Genomic DNA, 22,843 nt, shown 5'->3' with positions numbered 1-22,843 from the left:
GATGTACTGAAAACCAATGAGGCCGCCGACGCTTGATGCGCCGGCGGCCTCTTTTTTTGCAGATAAACGCGTGTTTGCTCAGCTCTCTTTGAGCAGCGCATTGAGCCAGTCCACCTTCATCGCGCGGGCATGGCGCGCCGAATCGTAGATGGCGCTGAGCGCCCCGAGCGCCGCGTCGAAGTCGCGGTTTTCCAGCAAAAACTCAAAAAGCTCATGCTGATTGAGCTCGTGACGCGCCGCCTTGAGGCGTCGCTCGATCACCTCTTCGGCGTCGGTGCCCCGGCCCCGAAGTCGTCCTTCCAGGGTCGCCATATCCGGCGGCGCGACCAGCACGGTGGTGGCGTGCGGGTAGCGCTCCTTCAGCTGGCGCGCCCCCTGGTAATCAATATCAAAGAGCACATCTCGCCCCTGGGCCCAGGCCGCCTCAATCACCTTCGATGAGGTGCCGTAGTAGTTGCCGTGTACCTTGGCCCACTCGGCAAACTCCTCGCGCTCGATCATGGCTTCAAAGGTGGGCACATCCACAAAGTGGTAGGCCTGACCGTCGACCTCCTGGCCGCGGCGCGCGCGGGTGGTGTAGCTGACGCTGGGCGTAAGCCGCGGACGCGCCTCCAGCAGCGCCCGGCACAGGCTGGTCTTTCCCACGCCGGAAGGTCCACATACGATCAGCAACACGCCCTGCTCGGCCATCTTTGAGTCCTTCTACTACGTGAATCGTAAAACGTCGGGTGCCACAGCGGCGGCTTACGCCACGTTGGCGCTCTGCTCGCGCATCTTCTCGATGATGCTCTTCATCTCCACCACAAGGTCGCTCTGCGCGGCCAGGTGGCCCTTGGAGCCCATGGTGTTGACCTCGCGGATGAGCTCCTGGAGGTAGAAGTCGATTTTCTTGCCCACGCCATCCTCGCCAGCCTCATCGAGCACCTGCCCGAGACGCTCCACATGCGAGCGCGCACGCTGCAGCTCCTCGGAGATGTCGCCGCGCTCGGCCACATAGGCCAGCTCCTGGGCGAGCCGCTCCTCATCGAGCTGGCCCACACCAAAGTCGCTGACGGCCTGGCGAAGTCGGGTCTCAATGCGGCTTCGGTAGGCAGGGCGCTCGTCCTCATCGAGGGCGTCAACCTGCTCAATGCGGGCGCCCAGGTCACGAAGATGGCCGCGCAGGTCATCATCAATGCCCGCCCCCTCGCTGCGGCGCGCAGCCTGAAGTCGATCCAGGGCCTGCTCCACCGCAGGGAGCAGCGCGTCGAGCGCGCTCTCATCAAAACGCTCGGCGTCGTCGCGCTCAAAATGGCTTCGATAGGCCAGCACATCGGAGAGCGTCACGGTGCCGGAGCCCAGGCTGGCCTCACTGAGCTCGCGCAGCCTGCCGGCGACCTCGTCAAAACGCGCGGCGTCGATGGCGTCAAAGCCGCCCTGACGCTCCACAGCCGCGCCGAGCTCCAGGCGCACATCGACGCGCCCGCGGCCCAGGCGCGCGCGGGCCGCGCGCAGCACGTGGGGCTCCAGCCAGCGCAGCTCACGGGCGGCGTGCACGCGCACCTCAAGCGTGCGGTGGTTCACGCTCTTGCACTCCACACGCACGCTGCGCCCGTGAAGCTCAAGCTGCGCCGCCCCAAACCCCGTCATGCTCATGACCGGCATCGGTCGTCCTCGGCTCAGGCTTTGGTGTCGACGCGCTCATCGCTGGTCACCGCGGCGTCGCGGGTGGCGCGCTCGGCCGACTTATCTTCAATCGATGCCTGCTCCTCGTCTTTGCCGCGCACCGAGTCCTGGAAGTTCTTTACGCCCAGGCCCAGCTGCTTGGCGGCGTGGGGAAGTTTGCCCAGGCCGAAGATCAGCACGAGGATAAAGGCGATGATAAGAAGTTCGGTGGTTCCGAGACCAAACATAGGGTCCTCACTGTGGTGACGTTGACCACTGCCAGGTAGCTCCTGGCGAGCTGTAGAAGGTGAAGATGGCGAGGCGCTCAGCCGCGCCCTTACCCCGGCGTTTTACCCTGCGCTGCCTTCCGGGGGCAACGCAGCGAGCTTGAGCTGCGACAAATCACCGCCGGCGGCTTCCAGACGATCGATGGCCTGGCGCGCGGCCTCCTGCTGGGCCTGTTTCTTGGACTGGCCCTGGCCACGCCCCAGCGCGATGTGATCCACGTGAACCTCGGCCACAAAAGTGCGGGCGTGGTCGGGGCCATCCTCGGCCACGATGAGGTAGCGCGGGTGTTCCTCGCACTGGCGTTGCACCTCTCGCTGCAAGTAACTCTTGAAGTCGGTGGGAGATTTCTGAGCGCCCTCCCCGACCATCGTCGCAAGCGGCTGGGTAAGGACGCCCACGGTGATAAGCCGTCCGTGCTGACGCGCGATCACGTCGCGCGCCGCATCAAACCCACCATCGAGGTAAACCGCCGCCAGGATCGCTTCGTAGGCATCGGCCAGAAGTCCCGGTTTCTTGCGACCGCCGGTGAGGACTTCACCGCGGCCCAGACGAAGATGCTCACCAAGGGAGAGCGCATCGGCGCGCTGCACCAGCGCCGCCTCACACACCAGATCGGATTGGCGGCTGGAAAGCGCGCCCTCGGCCGCCTGGCGATCGTCTTCAAAAAGAAGATGCGCGATCACAAGGCCGAGCACCGCATCCCCCAGAAACTCCAGGCGCTGATTATCGCCCTGAACTCCAGCGGTCTCATTGACGTAGGAGCGGTGCGTGAGCGCGCGCTCCAGAAGCTCGCGCCGCTCAAAGCTGTAGCCCAGCGCCTCCTCTAGCGTCTCGAGGTCCTCGCGGTGCTCGTATTGAAGCTCGTCGCGTTTGTGCTTCATCGCGCCCATCTTTAGCTCCGGGGCTCTTCGATCCAGCCCCCACCCAGGACCTCTTCGCCCTGGTAGAAGACCGCCGCCTGCCCGGGTGTGACCGCGCGCTGCGTTTCTTCAAATTCCACAAATGCCGTGGTCGGGTCGGCGCCCACCGTCAAAAGGCAGGGCACCGGCTCACCGGCGTAGCGGATCTTCACCTGGCATTCAATCGGCCCGTTGGGGCGATCAAAGGAGAGCCAGTTGCAGCGCTCGGCCACAAGCCCGCGGGCGGCCAGCTCATCGCGACCACCGACCACCACCGTGCCGTCTTCGGGGCGAATCGCCTTCACATAAAGCGGCTCGTGGTAGCTCAGCCCCAGCCCGCGACGCTGCCCCACGGTGAAGTTATGGATGCCGTCATGCTCACCGAGCACCTCGCCAGACGTCGTCACAATGCGACCCGGGGTGCGCTCCTGCTCGGAGAGCAGTTTGGCCACAAAAGCCTTGTAGTCGCCCCCGCCCACAAAGCAGATCTCCTGGCTCTCGGCCTTCTCGGCCGTCTCCAGCCCCATGGTGCGGGCGATGTCGCGGACCTCATCTTTGGTCATGCCGCCCAGCGGGAAGAGGATGCGCCCGAGCGCTTCGCGCGGAAGCCCGAAGAGGAAGTAGGACTGATCTTTGTTACGATCGACCCCGCGCAACAACTTCGGCACATCCCCGCTCCGATCGATCCGCGCGAAATGCCCCGTCGCCAGGTAGCTCGCCCCGAGCGCCAGCGATCGCTGCAGCAGGATGTCGAACTTCAGGTGGTCGTTGCACGCCACGCAGGGGTTGGGCGTGCGGCCGCGGCGGTACTCCGAGACAAAGTACTCGATCACCCGCTCGCGAAACGCATCTTCGTAGTTGGCCACGTAAAAGGGGATCGACAGCGAGTCGGCCACCGTGCGCGCATCGAAAAGATCGTCTGGCGAGCAGCAGCTCTTGGTGTAGGACTCCTGCGGCGTGGAGTAGAGGCGCATCGCGATGCCCACCGCGTCGTAGCCCTCGCCAGCGAGAATGCCGGCGGTCACCGAGCTGTCGACCCCACCGCTCATCGCCACCACCACGCGGTCCTGAACCGCGCTGGCGATGTCATCGGCGTCTTCAAGGCTCGGGGGGCGCTGATCCACCGAGCAGCTCTGCATGTCTGTGATCGTCTGCGACATCGTCTTGTCCTGGAACTTTCTTCACCACCGCAGGTCTTCAACGACCTGACGCGGCGACACAGCTAACCGCTGCGCTAAAAAAGTGCAAAAGCAAAGTTAAACTGACGGGTTGGCACCCATGGCGCGAAGCCTCGCCACCACCGCCGCGATGATGCTCGCGGCGCGCTCCAGATCGTCGGTCGGGGTGTGCGGCCCGAAGCTCAAGCGCACCGAACGCCGCGCGGAGGGCTCATCAAAACCCATCGCCAGCACCACGTGGCTGGGCTCAAGCGAGCCCGCCGTGCAGGCGGAACCACTCGACGCGCTGATTCCTTCCAGATCGATGGCAAGGAGCAGATCTTCCCCGTCGACCCCGTCAAACGCCACGTTGAGGGTGTTGAGCAGCTGATGTTCGGTATCTCCCCGCAGCTCCATATTCTCGATCTGAGATGCCAGCGCGTCGATGAAGATGCGGCGGCGCTCGCCAAGGGCCTCGCGCCAGGCGTCGAGCTGCGTGCTCAGCGCGCGCGCGGCGGCCTCAAGACCCGCGGCCGCCGGCACGTTCTCGGTGCCCGGGCGGCGGCCCCGCTCCTGATGCCCGCCGGTGAGCAGCGCCTCCACCTTGAGCCCCTCACGCGTCACGATGGCGCCGATGCCCTTGGGCCCGCCCATCTTATGAAAGGAGAGGGTCATGTAGTCGATATGGCTCGACGAAAAATCCACCGGGATGCGCCCGAGCGCCTGGGTGCCATCGACGTGGAACGTGGCGCCGGCGGCCTGCACCTTTTCGCCAATGGCAGCCACGTCGTAGATGTTACCGATCTCGTTGTTCGCCCACATCACGCTCACCAGCGTGGCGCCGGCGTTGAGTTGCTCCTCGAGCCAGCCCTCTTGAAGTCGCCCCTTCGTATCGACGGGCCACAGCGCCACGCGCACGCCTTCTTTTTCGAGCGCGCGCACCGTCTCCAGCACCGAGGGATGCTCCACGGCGGTGCAGACAATAAAAGGATCGGGTGTCTGGCGGGCGTGCTGACGCAGGACCTGATTGTTGCTCTCGGTAGCGCCGGCGGTGAGCACCACAGCCTGCGCCGGCGCTCCAACCGCGCGCGCGACGGCGCGACGGGCCCGCTCGACGACCGCGCGCGCGGCCTGCCCCTCACGGTGAATGCTTGAGGCGTTGCCGTGCACCGCACCGAGCGCCTCCACCATCGCCTCGCGCACTTCGGGAAGTACGGGCGCGGTGGCATTCCAATCGAGGTAGATTCGCTGGCTCATCGAAGGTCTCCGGGGACTCAAAATCACAGATCGTTCACGCGCGTCAGGGCCTGCCCGACGCCGCCCTGCTAGTAGTCGGTGGCCGGGGCAGGGTCAAGCGCTGGGCGCTGGCGCCTCCCGATCCCGGTGCTTAGGCTTTAAAACAACACATTATCTCAGGCCGCCGCCTGGCGTGAGCGCCGGCCTACGGCTCACAACCTGAGCGCACGGCTTCTATTCCCCTTTCCGAGGTTCGTCTATGAGCTCCCGCGACCAACGCTCCGACACCGTGATGGCGCTCAACGCCCTGAGCCGCGAGCCGGGCGCGCGCAGCGGCGCCGGCCTGGAGGCCATCAACCCCCTGCCGCTCATCGCCGGCGCGCTGCTGAGCGCTTACGGGCTCAAGCGCCGCGGATTTTTTGGCTACTTCTTAACCGGCATCGGCGTCGGCGTGGCCTACCGGGCGGCCCGCGATGAGCAGCTCTTTGAAAAAGGCTGGCATCGCCGCCTGCTGCACACCGCTGCCCGCGAGATGGCGCCGATCCACCGCGCCATCACCATCAACCGCGCTCCGGCCGAAGTCTACGCCTTCTGGCGAGAGGTCGAAAACCTGGCCATCTACCTGCCGCGCATCCACGACATCGACCGCATCGACGACGAGCGCTCCATCTGGAGCTTTAAAGGCCCCGGCGAGGTGGTGGTGAAGAGTGAGGTTGAGATCATTGACGATCAGCCCGAGCGTCTCCTGGTATGGCGCGCGGTGGAGCCCTCCGACCTCTTTCACGAAGGCTGGGTGAGCTTTGCGCCCGTCGAAGGAGGCGCAGCCACCGAGGTGGACCTTCACCTGCGCGTACTCGCCCCGGGCGGAAAACCCGGCGCGCGCCTGGTCGAGCTGCTCGGCCGTATGGGGCCACTCTCACCCGCCGGCGAACTTGCCAGGATTCGCGAAGTCCTCGAAGCTGGCATCCCCGACCGGGTGGAAGCAGCCTCTTCCACCCTGCACTGAGACTCTGAACCGGTTCATCCTCATGACCCAACCCACCGGGCGTCCCGCCGCCTTCTTCGACCTCGATCGCACCCTCATCGCCATCAACAGCGCGTTTGTCTACGCGCGCCATGAGCGGCGGGCGGGGCGTATCTCGGCGCTGCAATTCTTGAAGGCGTCGGCGTGGATGGGGCTCTACCACCTCTCGCTGGTCGATATGGAGCGGGCCTTCGCCGAGGCCGTACGCCACTACCGCGGCCAGCCCGCCGAATCACTGCGCGAGCGCACCCGCCAATTTTTCGAAGATCATGTGCTCAAAACGGTGCAGCCCGGCGCCGAGGCCGCGCTTGAGCGTCACCGCGCTGAGGCCCACCCCCTGGTGCTGCTCACCGCCAGCAGCCCCTTTATGTCCAAACTTGCCGCGGACCACTGGCAGCTCGACGCCTGGCTCTCCAACCAGTTTCCCATCGACGCCGACGGGGCGCTGCGGGGCACCTTTGAGCGCCCCATCTGCTACGGCCCAGGCAAAGTCTTCTGGGCCACGAAATGGGCCGAGCAGGCCGGCGTCGATCTCAAGGCCTCCTACTTTTACACCGACTCATACTCCGACCTGCCCATGCTCCTGGAGGTCGGGCACCCCCGGGTGGTCAACCCCGACCCGCGCCTTCGGCGCGAGGCGCAGCGCCGCGGCTGGACCATCGAAGACTGGACCCGCTAACCCCCGCCGCTGAGCTCACAGCTCAACTCTCGACAAGATCTTCGTCGACCTGCTCTGCGCGCAGAAGCGCGCCGGCGACCTCACCGAGCAGATCGTCGACCTCAAAGGGTTTCTGCACGATGCTCACCGCGCCCAGCCGGCGAGCCTCGGCCTGGATGTCTTCGTCGTTGACGGCGGTGACCAGCACCACCGGCGGGCGCACCCGGCTCTCGCGCAGCCCCATCATAAGATCGAGCCCGCTGAAGTTGGGCATGTTGATGTCCGCCACGATCAGGTCCGGGCGACGCACCGAGCGCCGATACACCTCCGAGGCGGCCACATAGTTGAGCGCTTCGATACCATCGCCCAGCTCCACCACCTCCACCCCGAGGTCTTTGAGCAAGATCGCGATCAGCTCGCGCACCGCCTCATCATCCTCAACCAGCAGCACGCAACGCCCCGCCAACCCGCTATGGGCTCGCTGCGACGCCTCCTGCTCCTGCCTCCCCACTGCCTGCATCTGCCCTGTCGTCATCGCTCTGCCCTCATGGACCTGATTCACCTGACCATCCCCTTTGACGCTCCCCGACACATCAGGCTTCAACAGCACCCCGGGCACGCATCTTCCATTCTTCCGTGTGAAACTTCGTTATCCTTCAATCACTTACACAACCTACTCCCGCACCACGCGGACCGGAAACTCCACCTCCACAAGCTCCCCCGACTCCATGTCCATCAGGATCACCCCGTCGACCTCATAGGCGCAGAGATACTCCAGCATCTGCCGCCGCGTGGCGGAGTTGCGGACCGATGGAGCGCGTTTGCCAGTCTTAACCTCCACCACATAGCGCTTGCCGGCGCGCTCGACAAGCCAGTCGGCCGACAATCGCACAACTTCCTCGTCGTCGTTGACGCGCACCACCCAGTCGCGCCAGGCCTGCTCCTCAATGAGCTCAAAGCCTTCCTTCTGCAGCCACCGGCCGGCCCGCACCTCGGCTCGACGCGCGTACCTCCCCTGGCGACGTGCCCGCGCGCTGCGCCAACGCCTGCGCAGACGCCCCCACACAAGGGCCACTACAAACCCCAGCACCGCCACCACCCCCAATGTGGTCTCCACAAGCCCCAGGCCGAGCGCCTCGGCCAGACGCTCGACCGCCGCGCTCACCCCCTCCATCATCGCTTGCGACGCACGCGCCGCCCCATCAAACATAGTCCCAGAAGCGCCCAGACCACGCCCGACGTGCTCCCGGAGCCGGCCTGCGAACAACCGCCCCCTTCCTCATCACGCCCATCATTCGAGGGCACCTGCGGATCCTCGCGCAACACTCGCCCCTGAGCGCTGATCACCGCGTCTTCCTCCAGCCCCTGGCTGGCCACCAGGTACACCGGCGAATCCTCCGGCCCGACCTCCACCGTGTCGCCGACCTCCAGGCTCTCATAGCCATCACTCTCCTGCTGACCGCCCCGGATCAGCGCGAGCCTCGCCGCCGGCCACCCCTCCGCCTCCACCGGCGTAAGCGTCATCGGCACAGTCACCTCCCAGCGCGCAAAACGCGCGCTGAACGCGTCGACATTCTGCTCCCAGTTAAACGCGCCATCGCCCGGAAGATCCACGACCTCCACCCCGTCAAAACGCTCTGCCTGCGGGTAGCCCTCCCCCTCCCCGGCCAGCTCGCCAGTAAAGAGGTTGTAGATCGCAAAAAGCTCCAGCGCGTCGTCGGCCTCACTGAAGTTCTCCAAAAGCTCGGCCTGAAGCGCCTCCTCGATCGTCTCCGTGGTCGCAAAACGCTCCGCCACCGCCACGATCATCTCCGGCCCGAAGACCACATCGAGAAAGTAGAAAAAGATCCCCGCCCCGTACGCAAACCCATCGGAGGGGCCGCGCGCCCGGTCGTTGAGGCTGCGCGCCGAGTCCTCGAAGTAGTAGCCGGTGAGCCGCTCAAAATCGTCCTGATCCGGGTAGACGAGCTCCTCATACCAGCTCGCGCTCCCCTCGGAGGCCCACGCCGGCCAATCGGCGCGGTAGGCCGACTGCACCGCGTGAAAGATCTCGTGGCTGACCACGATCTTCACCGCAAGCTCCCGCGAGGGGTAGTAGAGCGGCACAAAAGCGTGGTCGAGCATCGCATAACCCGCACACCGCTCGGGCGACTCCTGTGTGCAGTATTCGGGCACAAACTGCCCGTCGCCGGCCTCAAAGTTGAGCAGGTAAATATCAAAGCGCTCATCACCACCATCATCGGCGCTGGCCGGATAGAGCTCACTGTCGACCAGAGGCATCCGAAAGCCGTGGGTCGCCATCGCCTCAAAGACGTCATCGCCCACCTCGGCGACGGTCGCGGCGATCTCCGGGGTTTCCCCATCTTCGGCGACTCGCGGCGATCGGTGCTCCCCCTCGGTGGCGTACCACACCCGCACATGCCCGCCCGCACTGTCCAGGTAGCGAGCCTCCACCCCGTAACTCTGCAGATGCCCGGGGTCGGTGGGGCGCAGCGCCTGCGCCTCACTCACACCCACCACCAACGCCGCCGCAGCCAGAGCTGCCGCCACGATCCTCTGCTGCGCGTGTCCTTGCATCAGTTCAACTCCGCCCAGCGCAGCTCAAACTCACCGTCGGACCACCCGGTGATCTCCAGCTTGTAGGCCACCCCGGCCCCCGGATCGCGCACCACGTACACGTCGCCCGCCACTGGCGAGATGCCGCCGCCGTAGCTGTACCAGGACTGCGAGCCCGACGGGTTGTCCAGGTTGAGGTAGTTGAACGCCGTCATCGGCGTGCCGATCGGGTCGAGCTCCGGGGTGCAGCTCGCATCGTAGGTGTCGTCGGTCCGGTAGGCCTCCGGGTCGCCGGGCACCGAATCCACATCCTCAAAGGTCGTGTTGCTCACCTTCGCCACCACGACCCCACCCGGGCCCGAATCGCCGCTGTTGCTGCGAATGATGAAACGCTTAAACCCGAGATGCCACCCCTCGCTGAGCGCGGCCTCCACATCGTTAAGCTCCGCTTTCTCACCGGTCGTAAGGTTGAGGTAGACGAAGGGGTTGCTCGCTGCGCCCTGGGTCCCCCCGGCGCTCGCGTCGAGGGTCGCCGTAAACACGCCGCCCTCCTCGGTGATCTCCACCGAGGCATCCGAGACCTCCTCCTGAAGCGGCCAGTCCGCCAGCATCTCCTCCCCACAGGGGAGCTCCGCCAGCGCGTCGCGATCATCGACCTCGCCAATCTGCTCAACGTCTTCATCGCCGGCGTCTGCCTCGATCACCGTCGGCTCTTCCTGCTCGCTGCTCTCCCCGCACCCCACCATCAGCCCCGCGCCCAGCACCGCACACATCCACGCATACTTCAACTTCATCGCTGCTCCTGCCCTCGTGCAGCACGCCTCGGCGCACCGCGCATCGTCAAGTCGCCCACAAGGCGACATTCCTGAACCTTCAAGGCGTCATAGCGGAAAGGGGGGGCGATGGGCAATCGGTGGTGTTCATCAAACGCTTCAACTGCCCGCGAAAGGCCCCATCGCCATCGCGCGAAGAACGCTCAAACAAGCCCCCCTCTCCCACTCTACAGTCAGGCGAAGCGTCCACACTGACACCTCCCCCAAACACTTGAATGCGATGTTAAAAACGACAAAAAAGCCCCTCCAAACCCAACCCGGAGAGGCAATTTCCCAAACACTTTCAACACCTTACACAAATGACCCCGACAGGAATTGAACCTGTGACCTACGGATTAGGAATCCGTCGCTCTATCCAACTGAGCTACGGGGTCTGGGCGCGCCATTGCTGGCCGCGACGCTTTTTTTCGCACCCCTTGGCGCGCAGATCAAGCTGCTTTGTGCCCCTCACCCTCTCCTCACTCCCACGCGCCGCCCCACCCACACAACCCCCACCCCCAACACCACCCACATCAGCCCCGCGGGCCCCTGCCCCTCCCCGCCTCCCCCGTAGGCTGCGCATCCATAAAAAGGCCTGTCGTCCCCGCAGCTCCCGTCGTGGTCGTTGGGGACTCCGGAGTACGAGTACTGAATCAAGGCCAACCCTTCGTATTCATCAGCCCACACCTCCTCCACGACCTGGCCCTCGCCAAAGAGCACGCTGAGTGGAAGCTCCCCCTCCCCTTCGGACTCGCCATAGAGCTGGTCGACCTCCGCGCTCAGCGTGAGGAGCTCGCCGTCGGCGACGCGCTCTCCGGGGGCGCGTTCGTCGCCCAGGAGAACCCAGACATCCTCACCGCAGGCGTTGGCGAAGTCGACGAACACCTCCACGCTCCCCCTGTACTTTTCGGGTCGAACTTCGGGCTGAACCACCAGACAATCAAAGCGCTCGTCTTTCCACACCTGCTCGATCTGCGCGTCGAGCTCGAGGTACTCCGGCTGCGGCACGCAGCTCAACGCGTGGGCCGACATCGGTGCCAGCAATGTCGCAAGCGCCGCCAGCGCGACGAGAACCGCCGGTACAGCAGGCAAGGTCCCCGAAGATGATGTGTTGGGTGGATGGAGCATCGCGTTCATTCATATCTCCTCGGCGAGGCGGTTGGACCTCGCGTCAATCCAGTCAACGCGCATAGGCGCACTGTAAAGCGGCGAGCACTACTACCTTCGTGGAGCCGAATCTCAGCTGCCCTCGCGCATTCGCCGCCTCACCCCCACCACCCCCAACCCCAACACCACCCACACCAGCGGCCAGGACGAAGGCGCTTGCGGCCCCGAACTCGTCACCGCGCATCCGAACGTGGTCCCCGGGCCGCAGGCGCCCTCATTGTAGTAGGGGTCCGCGTAGGTGGGCGTGCCCGAAAACGAATAATGCACGCTCGCCATCGCACGATACTCCTCAAACCCCATCTCCTCGCCAGTGCGCTCCGCGGCAGGAATCGCGCGAATCTCGGCGATGCCCTCGCCCTGCTCTTCATCCTCAAGCTCCCTGATCGGACCGCCGAAGCGCAGCGCTTCCCCCTCAGCGACGATCTCTTCATGCAGGTAGGGTTCCCCGTAGGGCTTGTCGATGTTCATCGCGATGGCGATGTCCTCCCCGCAGGCGTTCGCAACATTGAGCGCCAGGCGTACGAAACCATAGTGCTCGTCCTCGCCCATCTCATACTCCACAGCGAGGCAATCAAAGGCGGCCTCGCTATGCACCTCGTCGAGTTGCACATCGAGGTCCCCGTAGGCATAGGGCCCTGAGCACACCGTGACGGCCGAGGCTTCCGGCACGCCCGTAAGCGCGCCCCACCCCAACAGCAGCCCCAACCCACAGGCGGTGACCATCAACACCCGCTCTTTTGCGCCTTCGCCAGACTTCATCCTCATCATGCCCTCGCCCTATCCATGCTTCGCTTTCATTGGCCTTTTGGTGGGAGCGGGCAGTGTGCCCGAAAAGCGCATCGCCTTTCCACCCCTTTGCCAGAAAGAAGCGTGCTGCGCTGCCTGCACGCCCGCTCGGAGCGGATTTGAAACGAATGTTGAAGTCCCACCCCCGGGTCTTGAACCCCCGCAGGGAAGGTCCTAGGGTTCAACGCATCCCAACGTGATGTCTGAACCGTTTGATGAAAAAGGAGCTGCCGTGATCTCTCTGCTTACGCCTCGCCCCCTCGCCCTCCTCGCCCTGCTCGCGCTCTGTGTGGCCTGCGTCTCGGAGGATGGCACCTCGCCAGAGCGCTATGAATCTGCCTTCTTCCAGCCCGACGACGCCATGGCCAGCTCGGAGTGGTCCAACTCCTACAGCGTGGCGCACACCATCAACGGCTCCGGCCTCCCCGAAGGCTTTGGACCGGCCGACACCCACGCCGACTACGGCGGCAGCAACCACTGGACCACCTCCGACGGCGACGTCGAGGGCGCCTGGGCCACCTACAGCTTCAACGGGCCGGCCACCATGGACACCCTCTACATCTGGCACCATCGCTCCACGATGCCCCCGGCCTACAGCGACGGTTACGCCATCACCCGCTTCGACGTGGAGTTTCTCGACGCCAACGGCGAACAGCTCCTGCTCCTTGAAGACCTGGCCGGCGAGCCGGAGCTGGCGAGCGCGGCGGTCTATGAGTTTGAGCAGGTGGAGGGGGTGCGCGACGTGCAGATCACCGTCCGCGAAAACAACGGCGATGAGCAGGTCACCGGCATCGCCGAGGTCGCCTTCGGCCTGACCCGCTGACGCCCCCCCGCATCTCCCCACAGGCAAGAAACAAAAGGGCCGCCGGACTCTTCTCCGGCGGCTTTTTTTGTTTGCTGCAACGCTCAAGCGTGGTGCCCGGCGCAACCATCGAGCGAAGCGTCAAGCTCAGGAGCGCGCGGTGCGCCGCACACGCCTCCCCAACCCTACAAGCCCCAACCCCACCATCACCCAGCTCAGCGGCGCGTGGGCCGGAGTCGCGTTGGAGGCAGCACAACCGCCACACCCCACGGAGCCTGTGTCGTTGCACTCAAAGTCGCTGTTATCGCGGGGCGTCCCTTCAAAAGAATAAAGAACACGCACGATCGGCTCGTCCTCGCCGGCCACGCGAAACGCCAGCTCGCCGTCCCCTTCCGGTGCATTCTGGTAGCTCTCCACCTGCACCTCCAACGTCACCGCCTCCCCCGCTGAAATGAACTCGCTATCCGGAGATGGCGAGTCCATGGGAATGCCCTCATCGCGCTCGAACTCGACCATAACCCCCTCCTCACACCCGTTGACGATGTCGGTGACGAGCCAAACGGCCCCCATCTCCGCGTTGGTGGTAACGTCAGCCTCGACGTCCAGACATGCGTAACTCTCGGTGGACCAGATCTCGTCGATATAGGCATTGAGCTCATCGTAGCGATCGGGCGCGATGCAAACCGCGTTCGCCCCAGGCACCCCTCCCAGAACGACACATCCTGCGGCGAGCACCAGGAGGAGGGCCGACCTTTTCTTGAAAGGGATGAGCGTGGGGCGATGGGATGGCAGCATGGCATGTCCGAATGAAATAGCTTTGGATGACTCGGATGGGGCAGGTCGAGCAGTGTGCCGGAGGTGGCTTCCCTTTTTTATAAAAAGCTTTCAGGAGACGCGTGCGCTGCGCCGCCCACGCCTCCCCAGCCACACCAACCCCAGCCCCACCATCATCCAGCTCAGCGGCCCCGGCGTCGGCGCTTCCGGCGCGCTCGCGGCCGACGAACACCCGAACATGGTCGCGTTGCTGCACGGCCAGTCGTCCATGTCGTAAAGCCTGCCGGAGTACGAATACTGAAGCCGCGACAGCGGCACGTACGCATCAGGGTCTGCCTCCATCGCGTCGCGCTCGGCGTCCGGCAACACCTCAAAAATCAGCTCCGCCTGCCCCTCTTCCCGGGGGCGCATCTCAAGCGAAGCGCGTACGGTCACGAGCTCGCCGTCCTCCACCCGCACCTCGTCCATCCGGTCACCGGCGGTGTAGAGATAGTCCGCATCCGCCCTCACCCAGAGGTCTTCTCCACATGCGTTGGCCAGGTCTGTGGAGACGTTCACAAAGCTGTTGCCCTCATGGACAGCGAACTCATGCTGAACCACCAGGCAATCGAACGCCTCGCTCGTCCAGACCTCATCGATCTGCCCCTGGATCTCCGCGTAGACAGGCGGCTCGTCACAGTCCAGAGCGATGGCGAGGGGCACAGTGCCCGGCGCAACCAGCCCGGCAGCGAGCCCGAAGATCAGGAGCGAAGCGCGTCGCGTGATGGTGCTCGTGCCCCGGCCGAATACTATACTTTGCATGAGATATCTCGGTGTCTGCAGGCCATAACATCTATGAGAATGGAGAGGGGCAGTGTGCCGGAGTATCGATCGTGTTTCCAGCCTTTTGGGCGACTCGTATCCCTGAACCCTGAACAAAAAACGGCCGCCGGAGACACTCCGGCGGCCGAGCCACGTTCAGCGATTCTTAGGATTGAAACTTACTCCGCCACCTCGGGCTGCGGCTCTGGCGAATCCTCCAGCCCGGGAGCAGCCGGCGACGCCGGAGTGTCGGGCTCGCCATCTTCCACGGGCGACACCGCGCCCAGGGTGCGGTTGGCCGTGGGTCGCACGCGTCGGGCGAGCTCATCGTCTCCGGCCAGGCGGTAGAGCTGCTCCATGATCCCGGCGACCGCCTGGTAGATGCGCGACCAGGCGTCGATCAGGGCGTCTCGCTCTGAGAGCAGGCGCTCGGCCTCGCGCTCCTCCTCGTTGAGGCTCTTCAGGCTGGTGCGCAGTCTGTCGATCGGGGCCTGAAGCGTGTCGGCAAGCTCCCGGGTCGAGATGCCCGTGCCGAAGGCGTCGACGTTAACGTCAGCTTCTCGCAACATGTCGGCCACGTTCTGACCAAAGGACTCCAGCGCTTTGGGCTCGCGGGGCAACGAGCCGTCGAGTCCGAAGCGACGCACCAGCCCGGCGCCGCCGACGTCCAGCAGCGAACGAACGCGCGAGAGCGTCTCCAGGGTCCGGGCAGCTGCCTCATCTCGGGCTGTGCGGTGCTCGCTATCGTCGGCACGCTCCCGGGCCAGCTCGGCCTCCTTCTGCCAGAGGCGTTCGGTCAGATCGCCCAGGTCTTTGCCCTGCCCATCAATGAAGCGCCGCCAATCCGGCGCATCAAAACCCATCTGTCCCTTGAGCTTCGCGGCGACGTTCTCTCCGTGGACCTGAATGGAGGAGACCACCCAGCGCCCCCAGTTCACACGATTCTCTACCGTCTTTCCCACTTTGTTACTCATCACAAACTCCTGTCTCCAAAAGCAGATGATGCGCCTCTCGCCAGCGCACGATCGCGCGCGCAGACCTGAAACGAGGCGCAAACGGGCCCCCGTACGGCAAAACAACTCGGGTATGCGGCTGAGCCTAGCAAATGCCCCCCGAAGCTCAAACCGGCGCGACCTCTCTGGCCCGACCTCACATCGTCTTCGCGAGTGCCGATCTCACGTTTTGAGTGTTCAAAACGCCTCTGCGACCGCCGCGGAACGCGTTTTGAGTTCTCAAAGCACCTCCCCGGCCGACGACCGGGGAGCACGCCAGCCCAAACGAGCGACGCAACTGGCGAGCACACGGCGGCCCAGATCAAGGAATGAGCGCGAGCCTCGGACTCGCGCTTGCGCCGGCCGGCACCAGGAGCACGAGCGTCGGGTTCGCGCTCGTAACAGCGTGAAGCGCGCGCACGACCGTCGAGCTTCGGATGTTCTCCGGCTCTATCGCTTCCACGACCGCCGATGACGCGTTTTGAGCCCGGAATGCCGCCTTCTCGACGCGCGCGAAGACGTTTTGACCCGCGCAGCCCCCACCGCGACCGTCGCGCACCCGGGAGCTGCCGAATTGGCGCCCTCCCAGCCCTCATGCTAACTCTCCCGGGCCCGCCGCGCTCCGCGCCCCGGAGCGCATGATCGAAACACCGAGTTTTTTTTAACGATGCCCACCTCCCCCCCGACCCACCTGGCCACGCTTGGGCTCGTCGCCCTGGGCGGCGCGCTCGGCGCGCTGCTGCGCGCTAGCGTGGGGCTGGCGCTGCCGGCCATGGGGGCGATGCCCACGGGCACGCTTGCGGCAAACCTCATCGGTTGCCTGCTGCTGGGGTATGTGGCGGCGAAGGTCGCGACCTTGAGCCGACCGCCGGCCTGGCTGCAGCAGGGCGTGGGCGTGGGGCTGTTGGGGTCGTTCACCTCCACCTCGACCTTCGCGTCGGAGGCGTTCTGGCTTGTGGCAGACGCGTCGCCGGGGCTTATGGCGACCTACGTGGCGCTCTCGCTTGCCGGGGGCCTGGCGCTGGCGGCGCTGGGCGCGCGTCTGGGCGGCGCGCCCCTTTCACACGCCGGAGGTGGGGCGTGAACTGGGAGATGGCAGCCCTTGTGGGTGCGGGCGGGGCGTTGGGCGCGCTTATGCGTTTTGCCCTCACGCGCGCGCTGGCGGGATTCTCCAACCGACGGGGGTTTCCGCTCAACACCCTGCTCATCAACCTGGGGGGCAGCGCCCTGCTGGGCGCGCTGATGGCCTCCGCCCGGAGCGCCGACATCCCGATTTACGAGAGCCCCCTCTTGATGTTTGCCGGGCTCGGGTTCTGCGGGGCGTTTACGACCTTTTCGACCTTCGCGGTGGAGACCCGGCAGCTTCTGGCGAGCTCGGGCTGGCGAGCGTTGGAGTACGTGGTCCTGACGGTGGGTGGGGCTGTGGGGAGCTTTGCGCTGGCTCTGACGCTGTGTGCCTGACCGGCGCGGTCGGCCCTAGCAAAATCGGCCCGTTTCCGGGCGCGCGGCCACCCGGGACGCTTCAACAAAAAAAAACGCCGGCCCTCAATGGCCGGCGGTTTTTTTAATCAGAAAACATCACTCTGGAGCCACTTAGAAGCTATGCGCCTGCCCCGGCTCCAGCGCGATCACGTCGACCTCAAGCTCGTAGGTTTCCAGGTACTCCACGAGTTCTTGCGGGGTGCCGGTCAGCGCTTCAAAGGTGCCGTAGTGGCAGGGGATCACCGCCTCAAGCTCCAGGAGATCGGCGGCCAGCGCCGCCTGGAGGGGATCCATGGTGAAGTGGTCGCCGATGGGCAGAATACCCACGGTGGGGCCGTAGATCTCGGCGATCCAGGCCATATCGCCAAAGAGCGCGGTGTCGCCGGCGATGTAGAGCGACTCGCCACTGGAGAACTCCACGACAAAACCGGCCGGCTCGCCAAGGTAGATGACCGTGCCGTCCTCGTCTGTGAACGAGGAGCTATGGCGCGCGTCGGTCATCGAAACGCGCACATCGAGCGCTTCGAGCTCGACGGTACCGCCCTTGTTCATGCCCACAAGCTTGTCGGAGGCCACGCCGCGGCTCCCGAGCCAGGTGGTCAGATCGAAGATGCCCACGATGGGGCCCGAGCAGCGATCGGCCACCTCAAAGACATCGCCGATATGGTCGTTATGGCCGTGGGTGATCAGGATGGCGTCGGGGCTGATATCATGCGCCTCTGCGGGGCATTTGGGGTTCGAGCGCACCCAGGGGTCCACCAGGATGTTCTTGCCCTCGGGGGTGGTGATCACAAAGGTCGAATGCCCCAGCCACTGTACTTTTACGCCTGCCAACGCCATGGATGCCTCCTCATAGGTCTACGTCGTGGTTTGCAACTTCACTTGATGCAGCACCGACCGAACACGATCGCCGGCGAGTTTCATTTCCCGAAAAGGCCCTCGCCTCGGCATAGGTCGGGACGCCGCGCCGCAGAGTCTTAACGCGAGCGGCCCGAAGGCCAGCGCATCATCACGTGGGGAATCTCCGCCTCGACAAAGGGCTCCCCGAAACGCTCCCAGCCCAGAGTCGTGTACCAGCGCTCCAGATGCGCCTGGGCGTGCAGCTCGGCGGGGCGCTCGCCAAGGTAGCGCTGCACCGCCTCCATCACCTGCGTGCCCAGCCCCTGCCGCTGACACTCGGGGTGCACCGCCACGCGCCCGACGACCATCGGCGACGCCTTGTGGAAGACGCGCGCGGTGCCCACCAGCCGCCCGTCGGCGCGCAAAAGCACATGGGCGCACTCGACATCCAGGCCGTCGACCTCGGGCTCGGCGGTGATCTTCTGGCCCACCACAAAAACCTCGTTGCGCAGCACCATCACCTCGTAGAGCTCCATCTTGGAGAGCTCCTCGAAGGTTTTGATCTGCGCGTTCAGCGCGTACTTCTGCACGTCACAACCTCATTGCGCGTCGGGCTGCTGATCGGGGTGCGAGACCTGAAAGGCCTCCAGCGCGTTGCAGCGCTCCTCAATAGCCAGGATGGTCGGAAAAGCCTCCAGATCCACATCAAAACGCCGCGCGTTGTAGAGCTGGGGGATCAGACAAATATCGGCCAGGCTGACCTCATCACCCACCGAGTAGGCGCCGGCGCGGCGCTCCGCGAGCAGCTCGTAGGCGGTCAGGCCGCGCTCGATCCAGTCGCGGCACCAGGCTTTTGCGTCGAGATCGGTCTCGGCTTTGATCTTCTGAATCACCGCCAGATTCTGCAGGGGCTGGGTGCCGGCGTTGATGATCTCGGCCATCTCGCGGGCCCAGGCCCGGTGCACGCGGTTTGCGGGCAGGATGGCCGGCGAGGGCCGCAGCTCATCGAGAAACTCCAGGATGGCCAGGGACTGGGTGAGGTAGATCTCCTCGCCATTCTCCTCCCACTCCAGCATCGGCACCTGGCGCATGGGGTTTTTGGCGCGGTACTGGGCGCTGTGCTGCTTTCCGCCGCCTTCGACCAGGTGCACGGCGCGGTATTCGTAGTCGAGCTCTTTGAGCGCAAAGCCGATACGCACCCGCCAGCTTGAGGAACTTCGCCAGTATCCGTGAAGAATCATCACTCGCCGCCTTTGTAAAATGTCCGCCCGTCAGGCCTGTGCTTCCGATGTATGCTTCAGACCAATACGCGCCGCCGGCACAAAAGGCCGGCGGCGCGCTCCTCAACAGCTCGCTGCGTGTTGCTCAGTCGGCGTCGACGACTTTTTGGTCGATGGTGCCGAAGATGTTGTTGCCGCTCTTATCGAGCATCTCGATCTTCACCGTGTCGCCGGGCTTCATAAAGGGCGTGGTGAACTCGCCAGTGTCGATCTTCTCGAGCATGCGCTTTTCGGCAAGGCAGGAGGAGCCGCGGCTGCGGTCTTCGTTGGAGACGGTGCCGCTGCCCACGATCGTGCCGGCGGTGTACGCGCGGGTCTTGCAGAGGTGCTGCAGAAGATCGTTGAACGAGAAGTGCATCTCGGGGCCGGCTTCGGGATCGCCGAATTTTTCGCCGTTGTAGTAGGTGTTGAGCGGCAGGTGGATGCGCCCCTCCTTCCAGGCGTCGCCGAGCTCTTCCGGGGTGACGGCGAAGGGCGCAAAGGCGGTGGCCGGCTTGGACTGGAAGAAGCCAAAGGACTTGGCCAGCTCCGCCGGGATGAGGTTTCGGAAGGTCACGTCGTTGAGGATGACGATGAGCTTGATGTACTTCGAGGCGTCGGCCGCCTTCACACCGCGGGGGGTGTCGCCGAGGATCACGCCGACCTCGGCCTCAAAATCGGCGCCCCACTCGACGTTGGGGACTTCGATGGGGTCATGGGCGCCCAGCAACACGCCCGAGCCGCCCTGGTAGACGAGCGGGTCGGTCTCGAGGGTCTCGGGCGGCTCGGCGCCGCGGGCCTTACGCACCAGCACAATGTGGTTGATATAGGCCGAGCCATCGATCCACTCGTAGGCGCGGGGAAGCGGCGCCATCATCTTCGAGGCGTCGACCGGGGTCGATTCCACGTCGCCACGCTCGAGCTTCTCGGCCAGCGCGCGCAACTTCGGCTCGACCTCGTCCCACTGATCGAGCGCGGCCTGCATCGTCGGGGCGATCTCGGACGCCGAGGTGTAGACCGTGTTGTTTTTGCCCACCACCACGAGCGCGCCATCACGAGTACCGTTGCGTAGCGTTGCCAGCTTCATGCATCAACCTCCAGGTTGGTTCATTTCAGTGCGAATTTTCGCCCTTAGACGTAGCCACGGGCCTGCAGGGTGTCAATGCTCCCGGCGTCCACGCTCGCTTTGAGGTGCCATGTTCAAGAAACAAAACGGGCGCCTCCGAAACTCGGAGGCGCCCGCATTCTAGTCGCAGGGCTGGCCGCCGGCGATCCGAAGATCACCGACAGACCTTCGCCTTATTCAACGACCGGCGTCTGGGTGAACACGTCGAGGCGGTACTCACCGTCGGAGCAGAAGTTCATTCCAAGAATGTTCTGGCAGTAAGGCTGAACGCTCAGGAAGTAGGTGCCATCTTCTTCCACTTCGTAGGAGAAGGCCGAGAAGAAGGTCTCCGCGTCGGCCTGACCGACGTAATAGTCCGCTTCGAGGATCTGGGTGGTGCCGTCACCTTCAAAGAGGCGCAGGACGGTGTCGGTGGTGGAGGGATCGTCCTCTTCCTCGTCGGCCGGAGCTTCGGCACCACGCTGGGTGCGAGCCACGAGCACGTCACCGGCCACCAGGTCGATGGAGAAGAACTGGACCGGAGTCGCCGCTTCATCGATGGCGGCGGCCGCCTCCGAGTCGAGCATGCCGAAGACCTGGGCGGGAAGCTCGATGACTTCAGCGTCGGCGCTGGTCAGCAGCGGGTCGGTGAAGGTGTAGGTGGTGGGGCTTTCGGGAAGGGTACCGTCCACGAAGGTCGCGTTGAGGGTGTAGGTGGTGGCGGCCGCGCCGCGGAAGGCGGAGTCGCGCACCAGCACCGGCATCGTCACGGCTTCGTCGGCGTCGTTATAAAGGACGGCTTCCGAACCGAAGGCCGGCGAGAAGGTCCAGAAGTCGGCGCTGACAACCAGCGGGGTGAAGTCGTCTTCGGCGACTTCGGTCTCCACGGCCAGGCTCACGATGGTCTTGGCCGGAACGACCACGTCGAACCAGGTCACGTTACCGACATCAGCAAGCACTTGCGCCGAGGAGGTGGTGTCTTCAAGCGACACCGCGTTGCGGGTCGCGGCTTCGACGGTCAGGGTGTAACCGAAGCCCTCACCACCGACCGGCTCGGCCTCTTCGCTGAGGTTGCGCTCATCGGAGACGTAAAGGGTGAAGGTCTGACCTTCTTCTTCGTCGGCGCCGACGCCAACGTACATACCGGCGCGGCCTTCGACGGGAAGCGAGCTACCGGCCTGCTGCTCTTCGCCAGCCGGGCCGGAGACGGCCACGATCGCCGGGGTCAGGGCATCGTCGGCTTCCACGAGCACGCGGAAGTTCTCGCCGGGCTCCACCGTCAGGGAGTAGGCCTTGATGTCGGTGCCCACCAGGCGAGCTTCGATGTTGCCGGTCTCTTCGGCGCCATCGGCTATGACCACGGGCTCGGTGCTGCCGCCTTCGTAGGTCTCCATCGTCAGTTCGAAGAGCCCGTCGGCGTCGTTGCTGTAGGCGTCGACGATGACGTAGTAGGTGCTACCGCTGGTGATGTTGGTGAAGACGCGCGAGTCGTAGTTCCCACCGTCGAAATCAATATCGTCGTTCTGGGCGATGCGGGCTTCAGCGGCCACGTCCCAGACGTGCAGGAAGGTGTCGACGCCGCCTTCGGGCGCGAGGCGCTGGGCGGAGGTCTCGGCGGCCAGGGTGCCGTCGAGGTCAGCCACAACCTCGTAGACCTGGATGGAGCCGTCGCTCATGTCGCCTTCGGTCACACCGGGGAGGGTCGGCTCTTGCGGATCGAGCTCAACCACTTCGGTGGTGATCTTGTAGGCGCCGCTGAACTCTTCACCGGTGGTCGGCACAAGCAGGTGGCTGCCATCGGCGTAGATGAAGAACTCACGGCTGGTCGCACCTTCGGCGTAGAAGAGCGCGCGGTTGGACTCATCGGCCACGGTCTGCAGCGTGACACCGAAGGTGTCTTCGCCGGTGAGGTCACCGTCGACCGCGTCCACGGTCACCTTAAGGGCGGTGCCCGCTTCCAGGGTCAGCTCAAAGTACTGAGCCGCGCCATTGAGCTGGCCGCCGATGGTCTCGCCAACTTCAATCGCCTGGGGGGTTTCAGCGTCGTTGGCGTCGCCAAGCCACACGTCAACTTCGTCTTCGAAGGGGTGCGGCTCGTTGGGATCGACATCGGTGTCATCACCGGCATCGGTCTCCACATCGGTGTCGGGGGTATCGACCGGCGTATCGTCGCCGCCGCAGGCGGAAACCGAGGCGGTCAACAGACCGACCAGCAGCATTGCAAACAACTTCCTGGACATGGTGTTACTCCGTCAAAATAGTGACTACATTGTTGCCCCGGGGCCTCACGGGCACCTGCCGGCGAGACCTCTCCTGCGCGGGCTGCCGGGGCAAGCTCAACACTGGCGAGGCTCTATCACAGCCCCGGACGCGATTCCAGTGATTCGATGTTGGCCTTTGTAAGCGCTCACTCAGGGGGCACGTCCCAGGCTGTGATTCGCGGCCGAGAAGCGCGAGACTTCGGTGGAATCCCAGCTGGCCTCGCCATGTTGTAGAAAGGGGTAATCGCGGCCTCAGGGCTCCTGGTTGCCCCGCCCTCACGCATGAAATGTGGGCGTCGT

General features: G+C 64.8%; 25 protein-coding genes and 1 tRNA gene. 5 read left to right on the top strand and 21 right to left on the bottom strand.

Annotated features, from left to right (window positions below):
• Positions 1-78: 78 nt before the first annotated feature.
• The 6 genes from gmk to FRC98_RS01925 all read right to left on the bottom strand — a co-directional run bounded on the left by gmk (position 79) and on the right by FRC98_RS01925 (position 5,245).
• The gene (gene gmk, locus FRC98_RS01950) at positions 79-690 is read right to left on the bottom strand and encodes a guanylate kinase (protein WP_146979619.1); all 612 of its coding nucleotides are present in this window, start codon (positions 688-690) and stop codon (positions 79-81) included.
• Positions 691-744: 54 nt separating this feature from the next.
• Complete coding sequence (locus FRC98_RS01945; RefSeq protein WP_230467178.1) at positions 745-1,635, bottom strand: YicC/YloC family endoribonuclease; 891 nt, start codon at positions 1,633-1,635, stop codon at positions 745-747.
• Between the two features lie 23 nt (positions 1,636-1,658).
• Positions 1,659-1,892, bottom strand: coding sequence for a Sec-independent protein translocase subunit TatA/TatB (locus FRC98_RS01940; RefSeq protein WP_146979617.1), 234 nt, complete (start codon positions 1,890-1,892; stop codon positions 1,659-1,661).
• Between the two features lie 102 nt (positions 1,893-1,994).
• Positions 1,995-2,822 carry a ribonuclease III gene (rnc, locus tag FRC98_RS01935; protein WP_146979616.1) on the bottom strand — a complete coding sequence of 276 codons (828 nt, stop codon included), beginning with the start codon at positions 2,820-2,822 and terminating at the stop codon, positions 1,995-1,997.
• A gap of 2 nt (positions 2,823-2,824) precedes the next feature.
• Positions 2,825-3,916, bottom strand: coding sequence for a tRNA 2-thiouridine(34) synthase MnmA (mnmA, locus tag FRC98_RS01930; RefSeq protein WP_347342146.1), 1,092 nt, complete (start codon positions 3,914-3,916; stop codon positions 2,825-2,827).
• A 171-nt stretch (positions 3,917-4,087) separates the two neighbouring features.
• Complete coding sequence (locus FRC98_RS01925) at positions 4,088-5,245, bottom strand: cysteine desulfurase family protein (protein WP_146979615.1); 1,158 nt, start codon at positions 5,243-5,245, stop codon at positions 4,088-4,090.
• Between the two features lie 238 nt (positions 5,246-5,483).
• On the opposite strand from FRC98_RS01925, the gene FRC98_RS01920 reads away from it, so the two are divergent.
• Both FRC98_RS01920 and FRC98_RS01915 read left to right on the top strand, forming a co-directional pair.
• Positions 5,484-6,230, top strand: a complete 747-nt coding sequence (locus FRC98_RS01920; protein WP_146979614.1) for an SRPBCC family protein — start codon at positions 5,484-5,486, stop codon at positions 6,228-6,230.
• A 22-nt stretch (positions 6,231-6,252) separates the two neighbouring features.
• Entirely contained in the window at positions 6,253-6,927 is a 675-nt protein-coding gene (locus FRC98_RS01915; RefSeq protein ID WP_146979613.1) for an HAD family hydrolase, read from the top strand.
• A gap of 22 nt (positions 6,928-6,949) precedes the next feature.
• On the opposite strand, the gene FRC98_RS01910 is transcribed toward FRC98_RS01915, so the two are convergent.
• The 7 genes from FRC98_RS01910 to FRC98_RS01880 form a co-directional block, all read right to left on the bottom strand.
• Positions 6,950-7,441 carry a response regulator gene (locus FRC98_RS01910; protein ID WP_146979612.1) on the bottom strand — a complete coding sequence of 164 codons (492 nt, stop codon included), beginning with the start codon at positions 7,439-7,441 and terminating at the stop codon, positions 6,950-6,952.
• A 138-nt stretch (positions 7,442-7,579) separates the two neighbouring features.
• Positions 7,580-8,071 (bottom strand): hypothetical protein, encoded by a 492-nt coding sequence (locus tag FRC98_RS01905; RefSeq protein WP_230467176.1) that lies wholly within the window; start codon positions 8,069-8,071, stop codon positions 7,580-7,582.
• A gap of 8 nt (positions 8,072-8,079) precedes the next feature.
• A complete protein-coding gene (locus tag FRC98_RS01900) occupies positions 8,080-9,483 on the bottom strand; it encodes an MXAN_6640 family putative metalloprotease (protein WP_146979610.1) in 1,404 nt (467 codons plus the stop codon).
• On the bottom strand, positions 9,483-10,256 hold the full coding sequence (locus FRC98_RS01895; RefSeq protein ID WP_230467175.1) for an HmuY family protein: 774 nt from the start codon (positions 10,254-10,256) through the stop codon (positions 9,483-9,485). The genes FRC98_RS01900 and FRC98_RS01895 overlap by 1 nt, the downstream gene beginning before the upstream one ends.
• Before the next feature lie 339 nt (positions 10,257-10,595).
• Positions 10,596-10,669 (bottom strand) — tRNA-Arg (locus FRC98_RS01890).
• 73 nt (positions 10,670-10,742) lie between these two features.
• On the bottom strand, positions 10,743-11,411 hold the full coding sequence (locus FRC98_RS01885) for a hypothetical protein (RefSeq protein ID WP_146979608.1): 669 nt from the start codon (positions 11,409-11,411) through the stop codon (positions 10,743-10,745).
• 102 nt (positions 11,412-11,513) lie between these two features.
• Positions 11,514-12,209, bottom strand: coding sequence for a hypothetical protein (locus FRC98_RS01880; RefSeq protein WP_146979607.1), 696 nt, complete (start codon positions 12,207-12,209; stop codon positions 11,514-11,516).
• Between the two features lie 250 nt (positions 12,210-12,459).
• On the opposite strand from FRC98_RS01880, the gene FRC98_RS01875 reads away from it, so the two are divergent.
• Positions 12,460-13,050: a hypothetical protein gene (locus FRC98_RS01875; protein WP_146979606.1), complete on the top strand. Its 591-nt coding sequence runs from the start codon at positions 12,460-12,462 to the stop codon at positions 13,048-13,050.
• A gap of 126 nt (positions 13,051-13,176) precedes the next feature.
• Here the strand turns inward: FRC98_RS01875 and FRC98_RS01870 are convergent, their stop codons facing one another.
• From FRC98_RS01870 to FRC98_RS01860, 3 genes are all read right to left on the bottom strand, one after another.
• Entirely contained in the window at positions 13,177-13,824 is a 648-nt protein-coding gene (locus tag FRC98_RS01870; protein WP_146979605.1) for a hypothetical protein, read from the bottom strand.
• A gap of 90 nt (positions 13,825-13,914) precedes the next feature.
• Positions 13,915-14,604 carry a PH domain-containing protein gene (locus tag FRC98_RS01865; RefSeq protein ID WP_146979604.1) on the bottom strand — a complete coding sequence of 230 codons (690 nt, stop codon included), beginning with the start codon at positions 14,602-14,604 and terminating at the stop codon, positions 13,915-13,917.
• A 179-nt stretch (positions 14,605-14,783) separates the two neighbouring features.
• Positions 14,784-15,578, bottom strand: a complete 795-nt coding sequence (locus FRC98_RS01860) for a hypothetical protein (protein WP_146979603.1) — start codon at positions 15,576-15,578, stop codon at positions 14,784-14,786.
• A gap of 685 nt (positions 15,579-16,263) precedes the next feature.
• Here FRC98_RS01860 and FRC98_RS01855 point away from each other — a divergent pair.
• Positions 16,264-16,680: a fluoride efflux transporter FluC gene (locus tag FRC98_RS01855; protein WP_146979602.1), complete on the top strand. Its 417-nt coding sequence runs from the start codon at positions 16,264-16,266 to the stop codon at positions 16,678-16,680.
• Positions 16,677-17,057 carry a fluoride efflux transporter FluC gene (locus FRC98_RS01850; RefSeq protein WP_146979601.1) on the top strand — a complete coding sequence of 127 codons (381 nt, stop codon included), beginning with the start codon at positions 16,677-16,679 and terminating at the stop codon, positions 17,055-17,057. The genes FRC98_RS01855 and FRC98_RS01850 overlap by 4 nt, the downstream gene beginning before the upstream one ends.
• Before the next feature lie 132 nt (positions 17,058-17,189).
• Here the strand turns inward: FRC98_RS01850 and FRC98_RS01845 are convergent, their stop codons facing one another.
• The 5 genes from FRC98_RS01845 to FRC98_RS21210 form a co-directional block, all read right to left on the bottom strand.
• Positions 17,190-17,918: a metal-dependent hydrolase gene (locus tag FRC98_RS01845; protein ID WP_146979600.1), complete on the bottom strand. Its 729-nt coding sequence runs from the start codon at positions 17,916-17,918 to the stop codon at positions 17,190-17,192.
• 137 nt (positions 17,919-18,055) lie between these two features.
• Positions 18,056-18,508 (bottom strand): GNAT family N-acetyltransferase, encoded by a 453-nt coding sequence (locus FRC98_RS01840; protein WP_146979599.1) that lies wholly within the window; start codon positions 18,506-18,508, stop codon positions 18,056-18,058.
• A 9-nt stretch (positions 18,509-18,517) separates the two neighbouring features.
• The gene (gene maiA / locus FRC98_RS01835) at positions 18,518-19,159 is read right to left on the bottom strand and encodes a maleylacetoacetate isomerase (protein ID WP_146979598.1); all 642 of its coding nucleotides are present in this window, start codon (positions 19,157-19,159) and stop codon (positions 18,518-18,520) included.
• A 124-nt stretch (positions 19,160-19,283) separates the two neighbouring features.
• A complete protein-coding gene (locus FRC98_RS01830; RefSeq protein ID WP_146979597.1) occupies positions 19,284-20,264 on the bottom strand; it encodes a fumarylacetoacetate hydrolase family protein in 981 nt (326 codons plus the stop codon).
• A gap of 212 nt (positions 20,265-20,476) precedes the next feature.
• Positions 20,477-22,522 carry a hypothetical protein gene (locus FRC98_RS21210; protein WP_230467174.1) on the bottom strand — a complete coding sequence of 682 codons (2,046 nt, stop codon included), beginning with the start codon at positions 22,520-22,522 and terminating at the stop codon, positions 20,477-20,479.
• Between the last annotated feature and the right edge of the window lie 321 nt (positions 22,523-22,843).

This window comes from Lujinxingia vulgaris (assembly GCF_007997015.1).
Classification (GTDB): domain Bacteria; phylum Myxococcota_A; class Bradymonadia; order Bradymonadales; family Bradymonadaceae; genus Lujinxingia; species Lujinxingia vulgaris.
This window is presented reverse-complemented; position numbering and strand designations above follow the sequence as displayed.

What these genes read in the sequence shown, in the direction of transcription:
- FRC98_RS01860 (WP_146979603.1), bottom strand. Translation starts at nt 15,578, where the DNA reads ATGAGTAACAAAGTGGGAAAGACGGTAGAGAATCGTGTGAACTGGGGG.
- FRC98_RS01945 (WP_230467178.1), bottom strand. Translation starts at nt 1,635, where the DNA reads ATGAGCATGACGGGGTTTGGGGCGGCGCAGCTTGAGCTTCACGGGCGC.
- FRC98_RS01895 (WP_230467175.1), bottom strand. Translation starts at nt 10,256, where the DNA reads ATGAAGTTGAAGTATGCGTGGATGTGTGCGGTGCTGGGCGCGGGGCTG.
- FRC98_RS01920 (WP_146979614.1), top strand. Translation starts at nt 5,484, where the DNA reads ATGAGCTCCCGCGACCAACGCTCCGACACCGTGATGGCGCTCAACGCC.
- FRC98_RS21210 (WP_230467174.1), bottom strand. Translation starts at nt 22,522, where the DNA reads ATGTCCAGGAAGTTGTTTGCAATGCTGCTGGTCGGTCTGTTGACCGCC.
- FRC98_RS01915 (WP_146979613.1), top strand. Translation starts at nt 6,253, where the DNA reads ATGACCCAACCCACCGGGCGTCCCGCCGCCTTCTTCGACCTCGATCGC.
- FRC98_RS01855 (WP_146979602.1), top strand. Translation starts at nt 16,264, where the DNA reads ATGCCCACCTCCCCCCCGACCCACCTGGCCACGCTTGGGCTCGTCGCC.
- FRC98_RS01865 (WP_146979604.1), bottom strand. Translation starts at nt 14,604, where the DNA reads ATGCAAAGTATAGTATTCGGCCGGGGCACGAGCACCATCACGCGACGC.
- FRC98_RS01845 (WP_146979600.1), bottom strand. Translation starts at nt 17,918, where the DNA reads ATGGCGTTGGCAGGCGTAAAAGTACAGTGGCTGGGGCATTCGACCTTT.
- FRC98_RS01830 (WP_146979597.1), bottom strand. Translation starts at nt 20,264, where the DNA reads ATGAAGCTGGCAACGCTACGCAACGGTACTCGTGATGGCGCGCTCGTG.
- gmk (WP_146979619.1), bottom strand. Translation starts at nt 690, where the DNA reads ATGGCCGAGCAGGGCGTGTTGCTGATCGTATGTGGACCTTCCGGCGTG.
- FRC98_RS01870 (WP_146979605.1), bottom strand. Translation starts at nt 13,824, where the DNA reads ATGCTGCCATCCCATCGCCCCACGCTCATCCCTTTCAAGAAAAGGTCG.
- FRC98_RS01940 (WP_146979617.1), bottom strand. Translation starts at nt 1,892, where the DNA reads ATGTTTGGTCTCGGAACCACCGAACTTCTTATCATCGCCTTTATCCTC.
- rnc (WP_146979616.1), bottom strand. Translation starts at nt 2,822, where the DNA reads ATGGGCGCGATGAAGCACAAACGCGACGAGCTTCAATACGAGCACCGC.
- FRC98_RS01885 (WP_146979608.1), bottom strand. Translation starts at nt 11,411, where the DNA reads ATGAACGCGATGCTCCATCCACCCAACACATCATCTTCGGGGACCTTG.
- FRC98_RS01910 (WP_146979612.1), bottom strand. Translation starts at nt 7,441, where the DNA reads ATGACGACAGGGCAGATGCAGGCAGTGGGGAGGCAGGAGCAGGAGGCG.
- FRC98_RS01900 (WP_146979610.1), bottom strand. Translation starts at nt 9,483, where the DNA reads ATGCAAGGACACGCGCAGCAGAGGATCGTGGCGGCAGCTCTGGCTGCG.
- FRC98_RS01925 (WP_146979615.1), bottom strand. Translation starts at nt 5,245, where the DNA reads ATGAGCCAGCGAATCTACCTCGATTGGAATGCCACCGCGCCCGTACTT.
- maiA (WP_146979598.1), bottom strand. Translation starts at nt 19,159, where the DNA reads ATGATTCTTCACGGATACTGGCGAAGTTCCTCAAGCTGGCGGGTGCGT.
- FRC98_RS01880 (WP_146979607.1), bottom strand. Translation starts at nt 12,209, where the DNA reads ATGATGAGGATGAAGTCTGGCGAAGGCGCAAAAGAGCGGGTGTTGATG.